The organism is Candidatus Avoscillospira sp. LCP25S3_F1 (assembly GCF_052117125.1).
Classification (GTDB): Bacteria; Bacillota; Clostridia; order Oscillospirales; family Oscillospiraceae; genus Avoscillospira_A.
This window is the reverse complement of the sequence record NZ_JBQKJT010000018.1, coordinates 32361-48921: the sequence shown is the minus strand read 5'-3', so window position 1 is coordinate 48921 and position 16561 is coordinate 32361. Positions and strand designations below refer to the sequence as shown.

General features: G+C 56.1%; 17 protein-coding genes, 1 tRNA gene and 2 pseudogenes. 7 read left to right on the top strand and 13 right to left on the bottom strand.

The genetic code is table 11. From position 1 onward, the window contains the following. Positions 1–381 precede the first annotated feature (381 nt). A complete protein-coding gene (locus ACTQ33_RS14055; RefSeq protein ID WP_441463523.1) occupies positions 382–702 on the bottom strand; it encodes a transposase in 321 nt (106 codons plus the stop codon). A gap of 15 nt (positions 703–717) precedes the next feature. Further along, the gene (locus ACTQ33_RS14050) at positions 718–864 is read right to left on the bottom strand and encodes a hypothetical protein (RefSeq protein WP_441465198.1); all 147 of its coding nucleotides are present in this window, start codon (positions 862–864) and stop codon (positions 718–720) included. Positions 865–876: 12 nt separating this feature from the next. On the opposite strand from ACTQ33_RS14050, the pseudogene ACTQ33_RS14045 reads away from it, so the two are divergent. Next, positions 877–1098: pseudogene (locus tag ACTQ33_RS14045) on the top strand (GNAT family N-acetyltransferase); the annotation flags it as partial. Positions 1099–1239: 141 nt separating this feature from the next. On the opposite strand, the gene ACTQ33_RS14040 reads toward ACTQ33_RS14045, so the two are convergent. Further along, positions 1240–1491 carry a hypothetical protein gene (locus ACTQ33_RS14040; RefSeq protein WP_441465197.1) on the bottom strand — a complete coding sequence of 84 codons (252 nt, stop codon included), beginning with the start codon at positions 1489–1491 and terminating at the stop codon, positions 1240–1242. Between the two features lie 101 nt (positions 1492–1592). Here ACTQ33_RS14040 and ACTQ33_RS14035 point away from each other — a divergent pair, with 101 nt between their 5' ends. Then, on the top strand, positions 1593–1814 hold the full coding sequence (locus ACTQ33_RS14035) for a helix-turn-helix domain-containing protein (protein ID WP_441465196.1): 222 nt from the start codon (positions 1593–1595) through the stop codon (positions 1812–1814). Positions 1815–1853: 39 nt separating this feature from the next. Here ACTQ33_RS14035 and ACTQ33_RS14030 read toward each other — a convergent pair whose 3' ends face one another. The 7 genes from ACTQ33_RS14030 to ACTQ33_RS14000 form a co-directional block, all read right to left on the bottom strand. Continuing rightward, entirely contained in the window at positions 1854–2003 is a 150-nt protein-coding gene (locus tag ACTQ33_RS14030; RefSeq protein WP_441465195.1) for a hypothetical protein, read from the bottom strand. Next, positions 1996–3642 (bottom strand): recombinase family protein, encoded by a 1647-nt coding sequence (locus ACTQ33_RS14025; protein WP_441465194.1) that lies wholly within the window; start codon positions 3640–3642, stop codon positions 1996–1998. Before ACTQ33_RS14025 ends, ACTQ33_RS14030 begins: the two co-directional genes overlap by 8 nt. A gap of 3 nt (positions 3643–3645) precedes the next feature. Further along, a complete protein-coding gene (locus ACTQ33_RS14020; protein WP_441465193.1) occupies positions 3646–4455 on the bottom strand; it encodes a recombinase family protein in 810 nt (269 codons plus the stop codon). Continuing rightward, on the bottom strand, positions 4452–5930 hold the full coding sequence (locus ACTQ33_RS14015; RefSeq protein ID WP_441465201.1) for a sortase: 1479 nt from the start codon (positions 5928–5930) through the stop codon (positions 4452–4454). The genes ACTQ33_RS14020 and ACTQ33_RS14015 overlap by 4 nt, the downstream gene beginning before the upstream one ends. Positions 5931–6080: 150 nt before the next feature. Then, positions 6081–6551: a hypothetical protein gene (locus ACTQ33_RS14010; protein ID WP_441465192.1), complete on the bottom strand. Its 471-nt coding sequence runs from the start codon at positions 6549–6551 to the stop codon at positions 6081–6083. A gap of 115 nt (positions 6552–6666) precedes the next feature. Next, positions 6667–7098, bottom strand: a complete 432-nt coding sequence (locus ACTQ33_RS14005) for a translation initiation factor 2 (RefSeq protein ID WP_441465191.1) — start codon at positions 7096–7098, stop codon at positions 6667–6669. Between the two features lie 394 nt (positions 7099–7492). Next, positions 7493–7568, bottom strand: a tRNA-Pro gene (locus ACTQ33_RS14000). Positions 7569–7663: 95 nt separating this feature from the next. Between ACTQ33_RS14000 and trmB the strand changes: the two are divergent. The 3 genes and pseudogenes from trmB to rpoD all read left to right on the top strand — a co-directional run. After that, positions 7664–8308 (top strand): annotated as a pseudogene (trmB, locus tag ACTQ33_RS13995) (tRNA (guanosine(46)-N7)-methyltransferase TrmB); the annotation flags it as partial. 54 nt (positions 8309–8362) lie between these two features. Further along, positions 8363–9571 (top strand): NADP-dependent isocitrate dehydrogenase, encoded by a 1209-nt coding sequence (locus ACTQ33_RS13990; RefSeq protein ID WP_441465200.1) that lies wholly within the window; start codon positions 8363–8365, stop codon positions 9569–9571. A 212-nt stretch (positions 9572–9783) separates the two neighbouring features. Beyond that, complete coding sequence (rpoD, locus tag ACTQ33_RS13985; protein ID WP_441465190.1) at positions 9784–10917, top strand: RNA polymerase sigma factor RpoD; 1134 nt, start codon at positions 9784–9786, stop codon at positions 10915–10917. Positions 10918–10972: 55 nt separating this feature from the next. Here the strand turns inward: rpoD and ACTQ33_RS13980 are convergent, their stop codons facing one another. The 3 genes from ACTQ33_RS13980 to ACTQ33_RS13970 all read right to left on the bottom strand — a co-directional run bounded on the left by ACTQ33_RS13980 (position 10973) and on the right by ACTQ33_RS13970 (position 13660). Next, the gene (locus ACTQ33_RS13980; protein ID WP_441465189.1) at positions 10973–11713 is read right to left on the bottom strand and encodes a helix-turn-helix domain-containing protein; all 741 of its coding nucleotides are present in this window, start codon (positions 11711–11713) and stop codon (positions 10973–10975) included. A 139-nt stretch (positions 11714–11852) separates the two neighbouring features. Next, positions 11853–13088, bottom strand: coding sequence for a dicarboxylate/amino acid:cation symporter (locus ACTQ33_RS13975; RefSeq protein WP_441465188.1), 1236 nt, complete (start codon positions 13086–13088; stop codon positions 11853–11855). Positions 13089–13384: 296 nt separating this feature from the next. Continuing rightward, positions 13385–13660 (bottom strand): hypothetical protein, encoded by a 276-nt coding sequence (locus ACTQ33_RS13970; RefSeq protein WP_441465187.1) that lies wholly within the window; start codon positions 13658–13660, stop codon positions 13385–13387. A gap of 241 nt (positions 13661–13901) precedes the next feature. On the opposite strand from ACTQ33_RS13970, the gene ACTQ33_RS13965 reads away from it, so the two are divergent. Both ACTQ33_RS13965 and ACTQ33_RS13960 read left to right on the top strand, forming a co-directional pair. After that, entirely contained in the window at positions 13902–15308 is a 1407-nt protein-coding gene (locus ACTQ33_RS13965) for an MBOAT family O-acyltransferase (RefSeq protein WP_441465186.1), read from the top strand. A gap of 14 nt (positions 15309–15322) precedes the next feature. Next, the gene (locus tag ACTQ33_RS13960; protein WP_441465185.1) at positions 15323–16531 is read left to right on the top strand and encodes an alginate O-acetyltransferase AlgX-related protein; all 1209 of its coding nucleotides are present in this window, start codon (positions 15323–15325) and stop codon (positions 16529–16531) included. Positions 16532–16561 lie beyond the last annotated feature (30 nt).

The following is a 16561-nucleotide window of genomic DNA, read 5'->3' as shown; positions in this document are numbered from 1 at the left end:
ATTTTGAATGTCATCCATACTGCCGATGTTTGCCATCTGCAGCAGCTCACGGATTTTTTCCCTACGGGCATTTTCTTCCGGGGTACGATTCTTTCTAGCCATATGTAAAACCTCCTATGCGGTGCCTCTATTCTACACCACACAGGAGATTTACACAAAACTTGGGATAGTCTCGATAGAGGCTGTCCAATCCCAGGGCAGGATATTTTTGGTGTAGTTCCACTAATTTCCGTTTCAGTGCTTGATTCCGCTGCTCACGGATACAGGGCTTGTGATGCAGCCAATCATAGTAGCCGCTGCGCGAGATCTCCAGGATCCGGCATGCCTGTTCCACAGTGGCTCCCTGGCGGTGCAGCGCCTGAACGCAGCGGTATTTTTCCACTATGGTTTCGACAGGATGCCGACGGATTTTTTTAGGATGTCAATGACCTCCTCTTTCTCACCCAGCTGCTTGCGCAGCGTACGGATCTCCGCTTCCAGCTCCCGGATCCGCTGCTGTTCCCGGTTGTAGCGGCTCACCTGGCCCAGCTGCATCCCTGAGGCCTTCAGCCAGCTCCGTAGGGTGTCGATGCAAATGCCGAGGTCTCGAGCAACTTCCTTGGGGTCCCGTCCCTGCTCTGTTACCATTTTCACCGCCCCGGCTTTGAATGCTGTATCATAGCGAGGTGGCGGCGTACCTTTTTTGTCCTTTTGCTGTTCCATTTTTTTCGCCCCTTTCTATTCCAGTTTACGACTGATTTTTCTGTCCGTCAATTCGGGTATGGGGGCAATGAGCGCTTGGACCAACTCTCCGAGCTGCTCCCGCAGTCCTTCTGGGTTCCGCAGTTCCGCCTTGTCTCCGAAGGTCAAAACCCAACTGAGCACGCTGTCTCCGTCGGGAAAGCCATGGTGGACTTTCTCGTCCGAACCTACAAGGAGCAGTATACAGTGCTGCAAGTTGGCACTGGAGATAGCCCGTCCACCATCCCGTTTTATGAATCCTGCGGTTTTCGCAGACATCATCTGGTCAAGAACTTTTTCACCGACCACTACGACCACCCCATCTATGAGTGCGGGGTACAGCTGGTGGATATGGTGTACCTGCAAAGAGAGCTATGAAAAACGGAGCGCCCGTGGGCACTCCGCTTTCTCCTGACAGAATTTTTTCATTAGGCATAGCAGATTTTAACAAGCAATAGACAAAGATAACCGCCCACTGAAATCCATGGATATTCAGCGGGCGGTTTGTCGTCTGTAGAGTCAGGCGAAATCATGCCGATTGCCGCCGCCGGAACCCAGTTCCTCAAAGGTGCAGACGATCTCCTCGATTTGCTGAAAGCATTCGCTGTCTGTCAATGCGTCATTCTCCAGGATGGCCTTGATTTTAGCCAGGGACTTGTAGCATTCCAGCTCCACAATCTTTGTTACATCCGTGTTGATGAGATTAGGGAAGGAGATCTGAACTTTTTCGTTTGCAAACACATGACAAAGAATTTCCTGATACAACTCCATGCAACCACCGCCTTAGTACTTATAAGTTCTACAATCAACATTCTAATGAAAATCTGCGGTATCGTCAATAGTATCAATCAGTACTAAAGGCGGTGGGCGGTATGTTATTTCAACGACTGAGAGATTTACGGGAGGACAGGGATTTGCGGCAGGAGGATGTGGCGGAAATTTTAGGGATCAGCCAAACGGTGTATTCCCGCTACGAGCGTGGATTTCAGACGATTCCGGTGATTCATCTTCTGAAATTGGCGGACTACTATAAGGTGTCCACGGATTATATCCTCGGACGGACCAACAACAGCAGACCATACGATATAAAATAGTTGTTTAACGCAGAAAAACCGCCTGTTTAGGCGGTTTTTCTAATAAAAATGTCGTGTGTCGACAGAAAAGATACCGCCGTCAAAGCCTTGTGCCGCAATGGTTTCTGCGGTTATGCCCCCTTTTTGAAAAGACAAACGGCAGAACATCCCTCGCATGGTGGATATTCCGCCGTTCATCTTCTCATTCATAGATTCCCTGCTCAATCACCGTTTTGCTGTCCCGGAACTGGATGCGGATGGTTTCCGCGTCCTCCACCGTGATCTTTTGGATGACCTGCCGGACGAGCTCATTGTCAAATTCCGTGTAGCCCGCGGCGCATTCCATGATACTGTCCCACATCTGCCGGCGTTTGGCAGCCTGCTCTTTCAGATCAGCCTCTACCTGCTGCGCGTCCGCAATCTGTGCCTTGAGGGATTCCTTCTCATCCGTCAGCGCTTTCATTCTGGCATTCAGCTCGGTATCGGCCATGTTGACGAGCAGCCGATTCAGCACATCGCTTTGCTCCCAGCTCACCGCATCCATGCGCTTCTTCAGCCGCAGCAGCTGCGCACCAGCCTGAGATAACGCCTGTTTTGCTTCCTCCGCCATGGCCAGCACATCGGGGCAGACCTCCTGCCGGATGGCGGCGTACTCATTCATGGCCGCGAGGATGGCACTGTGCAGCTTGCCTTCATCCAGTGTCGGGGAGTGCTGGCAGTATTTTGTACCGAACTCCAGCCGGGAGACGCAGCGCCATACGATGCGCTTTTGCCCATTTCTGGCCCATGTGACCCGCTTGTAGGGGGAGCCGCACTCGCCGCACACCAACAATTCTGTCAAAGCGTATTTGCCGGAGTATTTCCCAAGTTCCGTTTTTCCACTCTTTTGCAGCACCTTCCGTTTGCTGGACCGACGCGTCATCTCCTGCTGCACCTGATTGAACAGGTCCCTTGCGACAATGGCTGGGTGGCTGTTCTCCACATAGTACATCGTGCGTTCACCACGGTTCTTTTTGACCTTTTTGGTGATGCAGTCCGTCACATAGGTTTTCTGCAGCAGGGCGTCTCCAATGTACTTTTCATTGGTCAGGATATTGTGGATGATGGAGGGAGACCAGCGCTCTACACCCTGTGCGGTGGGAACGCCGTCCTCGTCCAGCTCCCGCTTGATCTGTCCCAAGGTGCAGCCGTCCAGATACCTATGGTAAATGCGGCGGATGATCTCCGCTTCCTCCGGTACGATCTCCGGCTGTCCGTCCGCCCCCTTCCGGTATCCCAGCATCTTCTTGTACTGGAAGGTGACCTTTCCCGCCTCCGCGCTCTTCTGCTTTCCCCATGCGACATTCTTGCTGAGAGACTCGGATTCCGCCTGGGCGAAGCCGCTGAACAGGGTGATGAGAAATTCGCTGGATTCCGTGAGGGTGTTGATGTTTTCCTTCTCGAAGTACACTCCAATGCCGTTTGCTTTCAGGAGCCGCACCGTATCCAGGCAATCCACCGTGTTTCTGGCAAAGCGGGAGAGGGACTTAGTGATGATGAGGTCGATGTGTCCCCGCTTGCAGGCGGTGATCATCTTGTTGAACTGTGTCCGCTTTTTCAGGCTGGTGCCTGAGATGCCCTCATCGGCATAGATCCCTGCCATCTCCCAATCCGGGCTGTCCTGGATCTTCTGGGTGTAGTAGGTCTTTTGGGCTTCGTAGCTGTTGAGCTGCTCTTCACTGTCCGTCGAGACACGGCAGTAGGCCGCTACGCGCATTTTTCCGTCATGGTCTCTGTGCAGTTCTTCCGGTTTTCTGGTTGCGGGGATCACCCGCACCCGCCGCTCTAAGGTGGCTGCTGTCGCTTCCATGGATCATTCGTCCTTTCCTGTCGCTTTTTTATCCGTAAATATAAGAGTTACTTCGGTATCCTGTGAGATGGTGATATGGGAAACCGCTCGTTGGAAGCGTCTCCAATCCGTCTCTGTCAAGCGCTCAGACCGATTAGATTCGGCAGACGGCGCTGGGCAGCAGGCATACCGTGCTGCCGCACCCTGCAGGATCAGCGCCATCACCGCTTCCGGCGAGTCCGGCTGCTCCAGCCCCCGGTTGATGGCGTTGTCCAGCCGCATGACCTCCGCGGAGGGCGCATAGGCGGTACAGCTGGGCTGCTCATGCTCTCGGAACTGCCGGACAGTCTCACTTACCGTCGCCTCCATGTCCACGACCGCGGTAGTCCCGCAGCCTTCGCATCTCAGATACAGCTTGCCGCTGTTCTGCCAGCCGCCGCCCAGCCGGGTCATCTTCCCGCCGCAGGCGCAGCGGAAGTATGGAGTCAACCGCGCAATGGCAGGCTTCTCTCCGTGGGACTGCTTCCTGGCATTCTTTTCCGCCGTCTTTTCCTGCGCCGCTTGGAAAATATCCGCTTCCACCAGTATGGGGTATCCCTCCTTACCGGTGTAACGGGGATTTTCCAAAAGGCGCTTTACCTTGTGCTTGTTCCAAAGCGGCACTTCCCGGCAATACGGAACGCCCTGCCGGTTCAAGGCGTCCGATATGGCCTGATAGGAAGCCCCGGCGTTATAGAGCGTAAAGACCATACTGACGGTCCGCTGCTCCTCCGGCACAATCACCAATGCGCCGTCACGAATCTGATACCCATATAAAATCTTTCGGTTTGTCATCTTGCCGCCACCTCCAATTGTTCTGCCAGTTCTAAACCACCATAAAGCCGGAAGCGGATGCGTGTCTGAGATTCTGCGATGACCTTTTCCACTAAGCTGTCGAACAAGTCCTCATCGAAGATGTTCATCTGTTCCGGCCCATTCTTTATGACATCTGTCATCTTGCGAATGGCATCCATGGTTTCATCCAAAGCCTCGTTTTCCGACAACCGGCGGCGTTCTCCTCGGAGCTGCGTCAGTTTGGCGCTGATGGCATTCATACGGGCGGCGCAGATATCCGCGTCCAGCAAACCATTGGCCCGCAGAGTGCTGATCTTATGGCTTTCTTCTGTAGCTTCCGCGATGGCCCGGTTGATGGCCAGCATCTGCGGATGATTCTGCCGCAGGATCGTGTCCAGCGTATTCAGCTGCCGGAGGGCCGGAGCCAGAATGATGTCCGCGTTGCTTTTGAGCCTGTGGTACATCCGCAGGAAGGCGGCATGGATCTCCGCTTCCGGGATGCGTCCTACAGGGCAGTCCGCGGCGTGGCGGTCGTGGGTCCGACAGACCCAGGTCACATATCCGTTCTGGCTGCTTCGGCGCTGAAACACCGTCCCACAGTTCCCGCAAACGATTTTTAAGGCGAGAGGGCTTTTTTCTCTGCGCTTTTTCTCTTTCTGCGCTTTCTTTTGCAGCAGTGCCTGCACCCGCTCAAAGGTATCCCGGTCGATGATAGCTGGATGGGAGTTCTCCGTGTAGTAGGCCGAATCTTTATCGGCTGTCACCGTGATGGTAAGGCAGTTCTCATCAGAAGCACAGGTCCCGCTGGTATCGGTGTACAGCACCTTGGAAACGCTGCGGACCGTGTAGCTTCTGGTGCCGAGCTTCGTCGTATAGGTGATGATGTTTCCTGTTTTCAGCGTATGGATCTTGCCGAAATGATTGGCAACGCCTCGGTTATGCCCCGCAAGGCAGACATTTCCGTCCCATATGCTCGTTTCTGAGAAGTGTCCCGCCCCTTTCCGCAGTGCGGCACTGTCCGTACCCTGGTAGACCTTGACATTCAGACCGATGGACGGAATGCTCAGAGTTCCAAGATGATCGTCATTGTAATAGAGGTTTGGCGTGACCGCCGTAAAGGATGCGCCAGTCCAATGATCCGCAGTCGAGTCAACTGTTGGATAACTCACTTCGCTGCTATCCGTTTTGACTGAGCTGATCAGTCCGCCGGACATTGCGCCGGGGAGCAGGTTCGGCGTCAACGGCTCGCCGCTGCCCGGCAAATAGCTGGTGGCCGTTCCGAAACCGGGCGGGATCAGGGCGGTGTTTTTTCCGCGATCCACATTGTTCGATTCCTGCTCGTACACAGTTCCTTCACTGGTGGGCGTGCCGAACAGATAGTCCTCCGGCGCATCTACGGTATATTCCAATGCGCTGGCCTGTCCAACACACAGGGTGCAGAGAACCGCAGCCGCGATCAGGCCGCGAAATTTCATTTTCACGATTCGTCCCCCTTTCTTTTTTTCTTTTTGATCTGTGTTGCTGCTCCACCGAGAATTGCTCCCAGCAGTGCCGCGCCGCCAAGCACAATGGGCAGGCGGTGATCCGTTTCTTCCACCGGCTGTTCCCCTTCCAGAGGCATACTGTCAAAAATCGCTGTGTAAACGACAGTACAGTGATCCGCTGTTCATAAACTGACGGATCACCTGTGCGGCGATGCCGCGTTTGCGAAGATAAGCGAATACGCGGCGGTCATCGGCATTGCGCGGAGGCAATGCAAACTGCTCTGCCGGCTTGTCCTGCTTGGTGACTGGTTTTGTTTTGACAGGAGCGTCTCTGGGTCTGCCTTGAAAGGTCAGCAGGTACTCTACTGCCTCCGGAAAAGACTGGTTGCAGAAATGCTGTAGGAAAGTGATCGCGTCGCCGCCGATGCCTTGAGAGTAGCGGAACCAGGTGCGCCGATCCTTGATCCGCAAGCTGTCCATTTCTGCGGTGGTGTGGTACCTGCCGATGCGTTTGACCTGATAACCCAGATGGGTCAGCAGCTCCGGCAGGTCGGTTTCTCTGGCAGTCTGCATTTCTGTGTCTGTGAAGCGTCTTTTGATCTCGCTTGTCATTGTGATGTCCTCCTCTCTGGTGAAACGCAAAAAGCCACCCAGGGCATCCGAATATCTCGGATGCCCTGGGTGGCTTTTCCCTAAATCGTGTTCTTTTGTTTGGCTTTTTGTGGGCTTACACGGCGTTATCTTCGTTGGGGGTGTCCGTGTCTATGGGGACGGTCTCGTCGGCCACACGGGGCGCGACAGGGGTCTCAGTGGGGGCGTTCTGCTCCGCAGTGTTCTCGGCGTCCGATTCGTCCAGCGCCTGCGTGATCAGGTTCAGCACGAAGTCTCGCTGGGTGAGCTTTTTGCCGGTTCGGAGCGTCTCGCGCTCCAAGTGACGCTTGATGCGCTGGAAGAGTTCTTCGGGAATCTGGAATGCCATGGTTCTGCCTTTTTCAGTCATTTGAAAGCCGCCTTTCTGATTTTTCATCATGTTGTAATAGTCTTGGATGAGGTTGGCGATGTACTCGCTGGTGGTCTGGCCCAGCCGTTCCCGTTCTTCGCTGACCCGCTCGTGCAGGTCAATGGGGATCTGAGCGCACAAGTTTTTGGTGGTTGCCATTCTCGGACACCTCTTTCGTATTTTTGTAACGCAAGCATACCCGAAAGGTTACGAGAAAGCTATTACCAACACCACCAAGGAATGATAGACAAACAAGGCGAAAGCAACATAAGCACCAATGTAACAGAAAAGGCCGCCGTTCTCTCCCACATGGGGAGCCGAACGGCGGCCTGCCTTCTTATTCTTCATTCTTTTTTAGCCTCGGTGTTCAAGTCACACCAGTCCGCAAGAGTGCTCTGCTGCATCTCTGAAATGTCGCCTCTCGCGCGGAAAAACTGAAATGTTGAAAAATCGAGTTTTTGCAACTTTTTCATCCTAAAAGTGGCGCATTATATGTGAAAACGCCGCACTCTTGTGCGGCGTTTTCTGCGTTGCATCTTTCATCAACACATTTTGGTCCGAGTGACTGGTTTCGAACCAGCGGCCTCGTGGTCCCAAACCACGCGCTCTACCAGCTGAGCTACACCCGGATTTAACATTCCTGGTTATTATACACGATTTTTTTGGAATTGGCAAGAGGATTCCTGTCGCCAACCACTTTACGTTGCTGCTGAAATTGTGTATAATGTATGCAATATTGCGATTTGTGAGGAACTGCCCTATGAGAATGAGAAAAAAGCCCAACCTCGGCCCACGGATGGAGGCCTGTGACCGCGTCTGGGTTCGCGATCCCGCTGCCCTAAAGGGTCACTGGAAGGACCTGATGCCTGCTGCGAGGGAAATCCGTCTGGAAATCGGCTGCGGCAAGGGAAAATTTACCGTGGAAACGGCCAAGGCCGAGCCTGATGTGCTGCTCATCGCCTTGGAAAAGGTCCCCGACGCTATGGTCATGGCTATGGAATACGCCATGCGGGAGAACCTCTCCAACGTCTTCTTCATCGATGCCGACGCCACGGTGCTGCCGGACCTCTTTGCTGAAGGGGAAGTGGACCTGATCTATCTCAACTTCTGCGACCCTTGGCCCCGGAATAAAACGGCCAAGCTGCGGCTGACGTATCGCACCTTCCTGGACAAGTATGCAGAGGTCCTCTGCGACGGTGGTCAGATTCACTTCAAGACCGACAACCGGCCCCTGTTTGACTTTTCTCTGGACGAGTTCCGCCGCTGCAACCTGGAAGTCCGCAATGTCACCAACGATCTGCACCGGAATGGCATTGTGGGCATTATGACCGGTTACGAGGAACGGTTCCACAGTTTGGGTACCCCCATCAACCGCTGCGAGTGCATTGTCCACAAGGACACCTATCAAAGGAGTGAAGAGCGCATGGAACGCATCAGAATGACCACGCCGCTGGTGGAGATCGACGGCGATGAAATGACGAGAATCCTCTGGAAGTCCATCAAAGAGCAGCTGATCCTGCCCTTTGTAGACTTGAAGGTGGAGTATTACGATTTGGGTCTGCCCAAGCGGGACGAGACAGGCGATCAGATCACCCACGACTGCGCCGAGGCCATCAAGAAATACGGCGTGGGCGTCAAGTGCGCCACCATCACGCCCAACGCCCAGCGCATGACCGAGTATAATCTCCATGAGATGTGGAAGAGCCCCAACGGCACCATCCGCGCCGCCCTGGACGGCACCGTGTTCCGCGCCCCCATCCTGGTGGACGGCATCAGCCCCGCCGTCCGCAACTGGAAGGCCCCCATCACCATCGCCCGTCACGCCTACGGCGATGTGTACCGCGGCACCGAGGTCCGGGCCACCGCCGGCGGCAAGGCCGAGCTGGTCTTCACCGACAAGGACGGCAACGAGTCCCGCCAGACCATCTACGAGTTCGAGTGCGACGGCGTGGTGACCGGCCAGTACAACAAGGATTCCTCCATTGCCTCTTTCGCCCGATCCTGCTTCCAGTACGCCCTGGACACCAAGCAGGACCTGTGGTTCTCCACCAAGGATACCATTGCCAAGAAGTACGACGGCACCTTCAAGGAGATTTTCCAGACGATCTATGACAGCGAGTACAAGGAGCAGTTCGAGGCTGCGGGGCTGACGTATTTCTATACCCTCATCGACGATGCTGTGGCCCGGGTTATCCGCAGCGAGGGCGGTTTCATCTGGGCCTGCAAGAACTACGACGGCGACGTCATGAGCGACATGGTCTCCACGGCCTTCGGTTCCCTGGCCATGATGACCTCCGTACTGGTGAGCCCCGACGGCAAATACGAGTACGAGGCCGCCCACGGCACCGTTACGCGCCACTATTATCAGTACCTGGAAGGGAAGGAGACCTCTACCAACCCCATGGCCACTATCTTTGCCTGGACCGGCGCCCTTTCCAAGCGGGGCGAGCTGGACGGCAACGAGGCGTTGCAAACCTTTGCCGCCAGGCTGGAAAAAGCCTGTATCGACACCATCGAGGGCGGTACCATGACCAAGGACCTGGCTGCCCTGTGGGAGAAGGGCAAGGCCCATGTGGTCACGTCCGACGGGTTCCTTGCCGCTGTGCGGACTCGTTTGGAACGGTCTCTGTAAGACGATTCAGGAGAACTTCCGGGCCGGGGCGCCGACTGCGCTTCCGGCCCGTCGTTTCCGGCGAAAGTTTGCAGAAAAGGTAAAAAAATCGTAAAAAATATGGGTGAAACCTATTGTCAACGGCGGTAAAAAGAGATATAATGGGTTGGATACGCAATCCGGGGGGATTTTCCCCTTTTTCATAGGTAACGAATTCATAAAGGATGTGCAAAATGGCAGAATCCAAGAATCAAATGAAAGCCAAGGACAATACGGAGGCCGTGGCAGCCATACAGAACCTCATTGCCAAGGCCAAGAAGGAAGGAGCCATCCAGGCGACGGAGCTGGTGGCCGAACTGGAAAAGCTGGACCTGTCGGTGGAGCGCATTGAGCAGGTCTACGAGCAGTTCGACGCCATGGGCATTCAGATTGTCGGCGCGGAGCTGGACCTGGATTTGGACCTGGACCACGACCTGGGTCCCGACATGCTGGACGACGAAGAGGACCTGGTAGACCCGGTGGAGCTGGCCGCCGAGTACAATCTGGACGACCCGGTACGGATGTACCTCAAGGAGATCGGTCAGGTGCGTCTGCTGACGGCCGATGAGGAGATCGAACTGGCCAAGCGGGTTTCTGAGGGCGACAAGTATGCCAAGGACAAGCTCACTGAGGCCAACCTGCGTCTGGTGGTGTCCATCGCCAAGAAGTATTCCGGTCGCGGTCTGCATATTCTGGACCTGATCCAGGAGGGCAACACGGGCCTGATCCGCGCTGTGGACAAGTTCGACTATACCAAGGGCAACAAATTCTCCACCTACGCCACCTGGTGGATTCGGCAGGCCATCACCCGTGCCATTGCCGACCAGGCCCGTACCATCCGCGTGCCGGTACATATGGTGGAGGTCATCAACAAGGCCACCCGCTGTAACCGGAAGCTGGTGCAGGAGCTGGGCCGGGAGCCCACCCTGGAGGAGATCGCCGCAGAGCTGAATCTGCCCATCGAAAAGATCATTGAGGCCAACCGGACCGCCGCCGATACCCTGTCTCTGGACACCCCTGTGGGTGATGAGGAGGATACGACCATCGGTTCCTTTGTGGAGGACGACAACACCCCCGGCCCCGCCGATGCCACGTCCAACACGTTGCTGGCCGAGGCCCTCAGCGAGATTCTGGGGACCCTCACGGAACGGGAAGCGTCGGTGCTGCGTATGCGTTTCGGTATGTACGACGGACGGACCCATACTCTGGAGGAGGTGGGCCAGCTGTTCGGCGTCACCCGCGAACGCATTCGCCAGATCGAGAACAAGGCCATCCGCAAGCTGCGCCACCCCAGCCGCGCCAAGAAAATCAAGGATTTTTATTGCTGAGGCAATAGCAAACGGGACGCCGTTTCCTGCATCGTGCAGGAACGGCGTCCCGTTTTCATGATACCGGCGGATCGAAGAAGCTGACCCGCACCAACAGAATCCATAGGGTGGCTGCGGCCAGACAGGCCACCAACAGCCATCGCATGCGGCGGGACCGCCAGGGCTGTCGCCACTTCTGGGACAGGATTCCAGCCACCAGAGACAGCAGGAAGATGCCGCCCCAGAGTGCCCAGCCGGAATGGCCATAGCCGTAGGCCGCCCCGGCAGGATTGGGGCCCAGCAGCTCTCCCAGCGCCAGCCCCAGACTGAAACCACAGAAAGTACACAGGGAAAAGCGGTGCAAGCCAAAGAGGGACGGCAGGGCCGACAAGGCCATGGCATACCAGTAAAGGTGGTTGTGGATCAGCCATCCATATACATAGCTGTGCCGTCCGGGTTCGGTACTCAGCAGCCAGCCCAGAACGCTGGTGTTTTCCAAATCGCTGCCCACCATGCGCCACAGGAGATACAGCAGCACATAGCCGCCCGCCGTACCCAAGGCACACCCCAGGTTCCGCTTCCACGGCGGGGTGCGGGGAGACGGCACAGGCTGGGAGGGGGGCGTTTCCACCAGCAGCAAATCCACCGTGGTATCGAAGACTTCTGCCAGCTTAAAGAGGTTTTCTGTGCTGGGGGCCGACTGGCCGCCCTCCCATTTTGCCACAGCCTGCCGGCTGACGCCCAACCGGCCGGCCACCTCCTCCTGGGAGTAGCCTTTTGCCATCCGCTGGGCCTTGATGCGCTCGGCCAATGTCATGGACCTCACCTCCATTTGTCCCGTATAGCATACGACAAAACCCGGTTGCTGTCCACCAACTATCGGTTGCGGCGGCAAAAAGCCGTCAAAAAGCAATCAAAAACCGGCAGACGCCGGAGGCGTCTGCCAGTGGAAAGGGTCAGCGGCGCTTGGCTTCCTTGCGGCGCTCCATGGCGCTGACGCAGACAGAACAGGCAATATCGCCGGACACGTTGAGACAGGTACGGCCCATGTCAAACAGACGGTCCACGGCCACAATCAGACCGATGTAGGCCACGGGAATGTTGATGGCTTCCAGAACCATGGCCAGCATGATCATACCGGCGCCGGAGACACCGGCGGTGCCAACGGAGGCCAGGGTGGCCGTCACTACGATGAGGACCATCTGACTCAGGGTCAGATTCATGTTGGCGCAGGAGGCGATGAACACGGCGGCCACACATTGATAGATGGCGGTGCCGTCCATGTTGATGGTAGAACCCAGGGGAAGGACGAAGGAGGCCACATCGCCGCTGGCGCCCAGGTCGTCGGCGCACTCCTTGGAGACGGGCAGGGTGGCGGCCGAAGAGGTGGAGGTAAAGGCAAACAGCATGGCCGGAGAGGCTTTGCGGAAGAAAGTCAGGGGGTTGACACCGGCAAACAGCTTGACCGTGGAGGAGTAGACCAGCAGGCCGTGGGCGATATAGCCGATGTAGGCGCACAGGAGCACCAGAGCCAGATGGCCCAGGATCTCCGCGCCCTGGCTGGCCACCACCCAGGCCATGTAGGTAAACACGCCGATGGGGGCCAGATTGATGATGAAGTGCATGAGCCGCTCAATGACGGAATAGGCCGAGGCGACGAAATCGCGGCACAGCTTGGACTTTTCCCCGGCGGCCAGCATGGCGCCGCCCAGGAACAGGGCGATGACAATGACCTGGAGCATATTGGCCGTGCGGAACGACTCCCACATGTTGGTGGGGAAGATGGCCACGATGGTAGCCATAAAGCCGGCGTATTCGCTGGGGGTGTATTCGGCGCTGCCCAGCTGACCGCTCAGGTCGGGGAACAGGCCCGCGCCCTTGAAGATGTTGGCCAGCACCAGGCCGATGATACAGGCTACGGCGGTGGTACACAGGAAGTACAGTACCGTCTTGACGCCGACGGAGCCCACCTTGCGCATGTCGTCCATGGACAGGATACCGTCGATCATGGACAGCAGTACCACCGGCACCACAATGAACTTCAAAAGATTGACGAAGATATCACCGAAGGGCTTGAGGTAGTTGGTGGTAAAGTCGGCGGTCTCTGTAAAGTAACAGATCAGACCCACCACCACGCCGAGAACAAGGGCGATGAGAATGCGCATTGGCAGACTCAGTTTTTTCCGATTCATACGCTTCACCTCTAAAATTTTCTGTTAAATCGAATCCTCCCACGAATTCTGTCCAAAGTATACCATGTTTTAGGAACATATGCAATGCTGGTTTGTATACTTCGACTATTTTTGTTAAGATTCCATATAGAAATTTTGCGCAGGCAGCGAGATTTTGACGGAATCGAAAAAAAGAAGAAAAGAAAAATGCAAGATTGCACAAAAAATGTTGCATTTTAAAATTTGAGAACGAGCAAAAAACCCGCTGGACTTCTGAAAGTCCGGCGGGTTTCCTATGGACAGCGGGACGGCGGGAATTACTGGGCCTTGCGGTTGTCGATGGCCTTGTTGCGGAAGTACATGATCAAATTGATCATGACGGTGCAAATGTTGATAAAGTACATGACCAGGACATAGTTGATGGTGCCGGAGATCAGCTTGGCGCCGACGCCGCAGAAGTAGCCGAAGAGGATCAACAGGATAAAGGTCAGACTGGTGCTGGCTGCGGTACGGGCTTTGTAGGCCTTGTAGGCATTCATGGGCCAGGACATACCGAAGCAGATCAGCATGATGGTTTCTAACAGTGATGCCATGGTATTCTCATTCCTTTTCATTTCTTTTTGATCCAGCACAGCTGGGGAGGCGAAATCAATATTTCTGTATCGATTTCTATTATACTGTATCACGTTCTACAAAGAAAGTAAAGACGTAAAACAAAAATATTGTAAAAACTGTCGAGCAGCGCCGGAGACGGTTTTTCCTGTGGAAATTTGGAAAAAAATCTGATAAACTATAGAATCAGTGTGTATCATATCGCAAAGGGGAGGCGTATTCGTGGTCTTTTCCAGTTTTGTGTTTCTGTTTCTCTTTTTTCCGGCGGTGCTGGCCTGCTATTTTCTGGTTCCCCGGCGGCTGCGCAGCGTCCGCAACGGCGTGCTGCTGCTGTTCAGCCTGTTTTTCTATCTCTACGGCGAGCCCAAGGGCATTTTTGTGATGCTGGGTGTCATCGGCGTCAGTTATCTGTCGGCCATGGCCATGGAGCGGACCAAAACCCAGCGGGCCCGGCGGTGGGCCATGGGCATCGCGGTGGCGGCCATGGTGGCGGTGCTGGGCTACTATAAATATACGGGCTTTGCCGTGGAAAATCTCAACAGTTTCTGCGGCCTGTCTCTGCCGGCGCCCCAGGTCATCATGCCCATCGGCATTTCCTTTTTCACCTTCCAGTCCATGAGCTATGTGCTGGACGTGTACCGCCGGACGGTTCCAGCCCAGCGCAACCCCCTGTATGTGGCCCTGTATGTGTCGCTGTTCCCCCAACTGGTGGCGGGTCCCATCGTCCGCTATGAGACTGTGGCCCAGGAGATTGTCTCCCGGCAGGAGCGGTTCGACGACTTCCACACGGGCTTGCAGCGGTTTTTGGTGGGCCTGGCCAAAAAAATGCTCCTGGCAAACCCGCTGGGCAAGGTGGCGACGGACCTGTTCGGCATGGGCGGCGACGCTCTTTCGACGCTGCTGGCCTGGCTGGGAGCCGTCTGCTTCGCCTTGCAGATTCTCTATGACTTCTCCGGCTATTCCGACATGGCCATCGGTATGGGCCGTATGTTCGGATTCCACTTCCTGGAGAATTTCCGGTATCCCTACCTCTGCGATTCCATCACGGACTTCTGGCGGCGGTGGCATATCAGTCTGTCCACCTGGTTCCGGGACTACATTTATATTCCCTTGGGCGGCAACCGCAAGGGCAAGGCCCGGCAGCTGGTCAATCTGGTGGCGGTGTGGGCGCTGACGGGCCTGTGGCATGGGGCCAGCTGGAATTTTGTCCTGTGGGGTCTCTATTTTGCGGCCCTGCTGATCTTTGAAAAGCTGGTGTTCGGCAAGGTGCTGGAGCGGCTGCCCGCGGTCCTGCGCCACCTGTACGCGCTGTTCTTTGTGCTGCTGGGCTGGGTCATCTTCAACTGTACCAGTCTGGATGCCATCGGCGCGTATCTCTATGCCATGTTCGCCGGAACGCCGGGAGCGGCGGACGGACAGTATCTGATCTGGTTCCTGCGGCAGTACGGCCTGGAGCTGGTCGGCGCCGTCCTGGCGGCCACGCCCCTGCTGCCCAGATTGGTCGCCCCCTGGAAAGAGAAAGCCTGGGCCCAGACAGCCTATACGGTGTGGCTTCTGGGGCTCTTTGGCCTGTCCCTGCTGACGCTGGCCAATTCGTCCTTCAATCCCTTTATTTATTTCCGGTTCTAAAGGAGGCGCCGACGGTGAAAGATAAACGAATCAAGCTGCTTTTGATCGTACCGGTGGTGGGCTTCCTGTTTCTGGTACCCCTGTTGACGCTGATTTCCAAGATTCCCGGCGGGCCGCTGACGCCGACGGCGTCCTATTCCGTGTGGGAAAACCGCACTATGGCGGTCTTTCCCCAGCTGACGGCCGAGGGCTTTTGGGACGGCTCCTATTTTGCCGGTTGGGAAACGGCGCTCTCCGACCAGTTTTACGGCCGGGACTATTGGCTCAAGGCCCACACCCAATACGCTATGCTGCGCCGCAGCGCTTCGGTCAACGATGTGGTCATCACCGAGGAGACGCTGCTGCCCCAGCAGACGGCCACCGATTACAGTGGACGGAACCTGGATGCGGAAGCTCAGGCAATGGCCGAGAATTTAGCAGCAGTGCGAGACCAGGTGGAGGACTACGGCGGCACCTTCCTCTATGTGGGCGTGCCGGAGCAGCGATCCATGCTGGAATCCTCCTATCCGGACTGGCAGACCACCAACCGGGATTACCGGCAGGCATTGCGGGACGCCTTTGTGTCGGCCATGGCGGCGGAACAGGTGCCGTTTCTGGAGATGAAGCCCCTGCTGGAGGGACGGGAGGATTTGACAGACCTCTATTCCACCGTGGACCACCACTATACGCTGCTGGGAGCCTATGAGACGTATCTGGCCGTCTGCGACCGGCTGATGGCGGCGGGCTGGGACTTCCCGGTGGTGACGGAGGAGCAGATCACCTTCACGGCCCTGCCCAATCCCTACCTGGGCACGTACAACCGCAAATTGTACGGCCAGTCGCCGGTGACGGAGCTTCTGTGGGTCTGTGAATCGCCTATGGAGGTACCCTTTACCCGTCAGGACGACGGCGAGGAAGTGGACGCGGAGGTGTTTGATCTGCCCGATTCCACTTGGCAGTATGTCTATTATACGGCCTACATGGGCGGCGATCAGGCGGAGACCATTCTGGACACGGGCCGGGAGGATTTGCCCAAGGTGCTGATCTGGGGCGATTCCTTTACCAATGCCTTTGAATCTCTGGCTTGGATGAGCTTCGGGGAGATGCGCTCCATTGACCTGCGCTATTATACAGAAAAGACGCTCTCCCAGTATATCGATGCGTACCGGCCCGACATTGTGCTGTGTATCCGGGATGATCTTTCCTATCTGGTGACCGAGGGCAACGGCGATATTGCGCCATAACCCGCCGGGGGATTGCACGGCGGCCGGGAA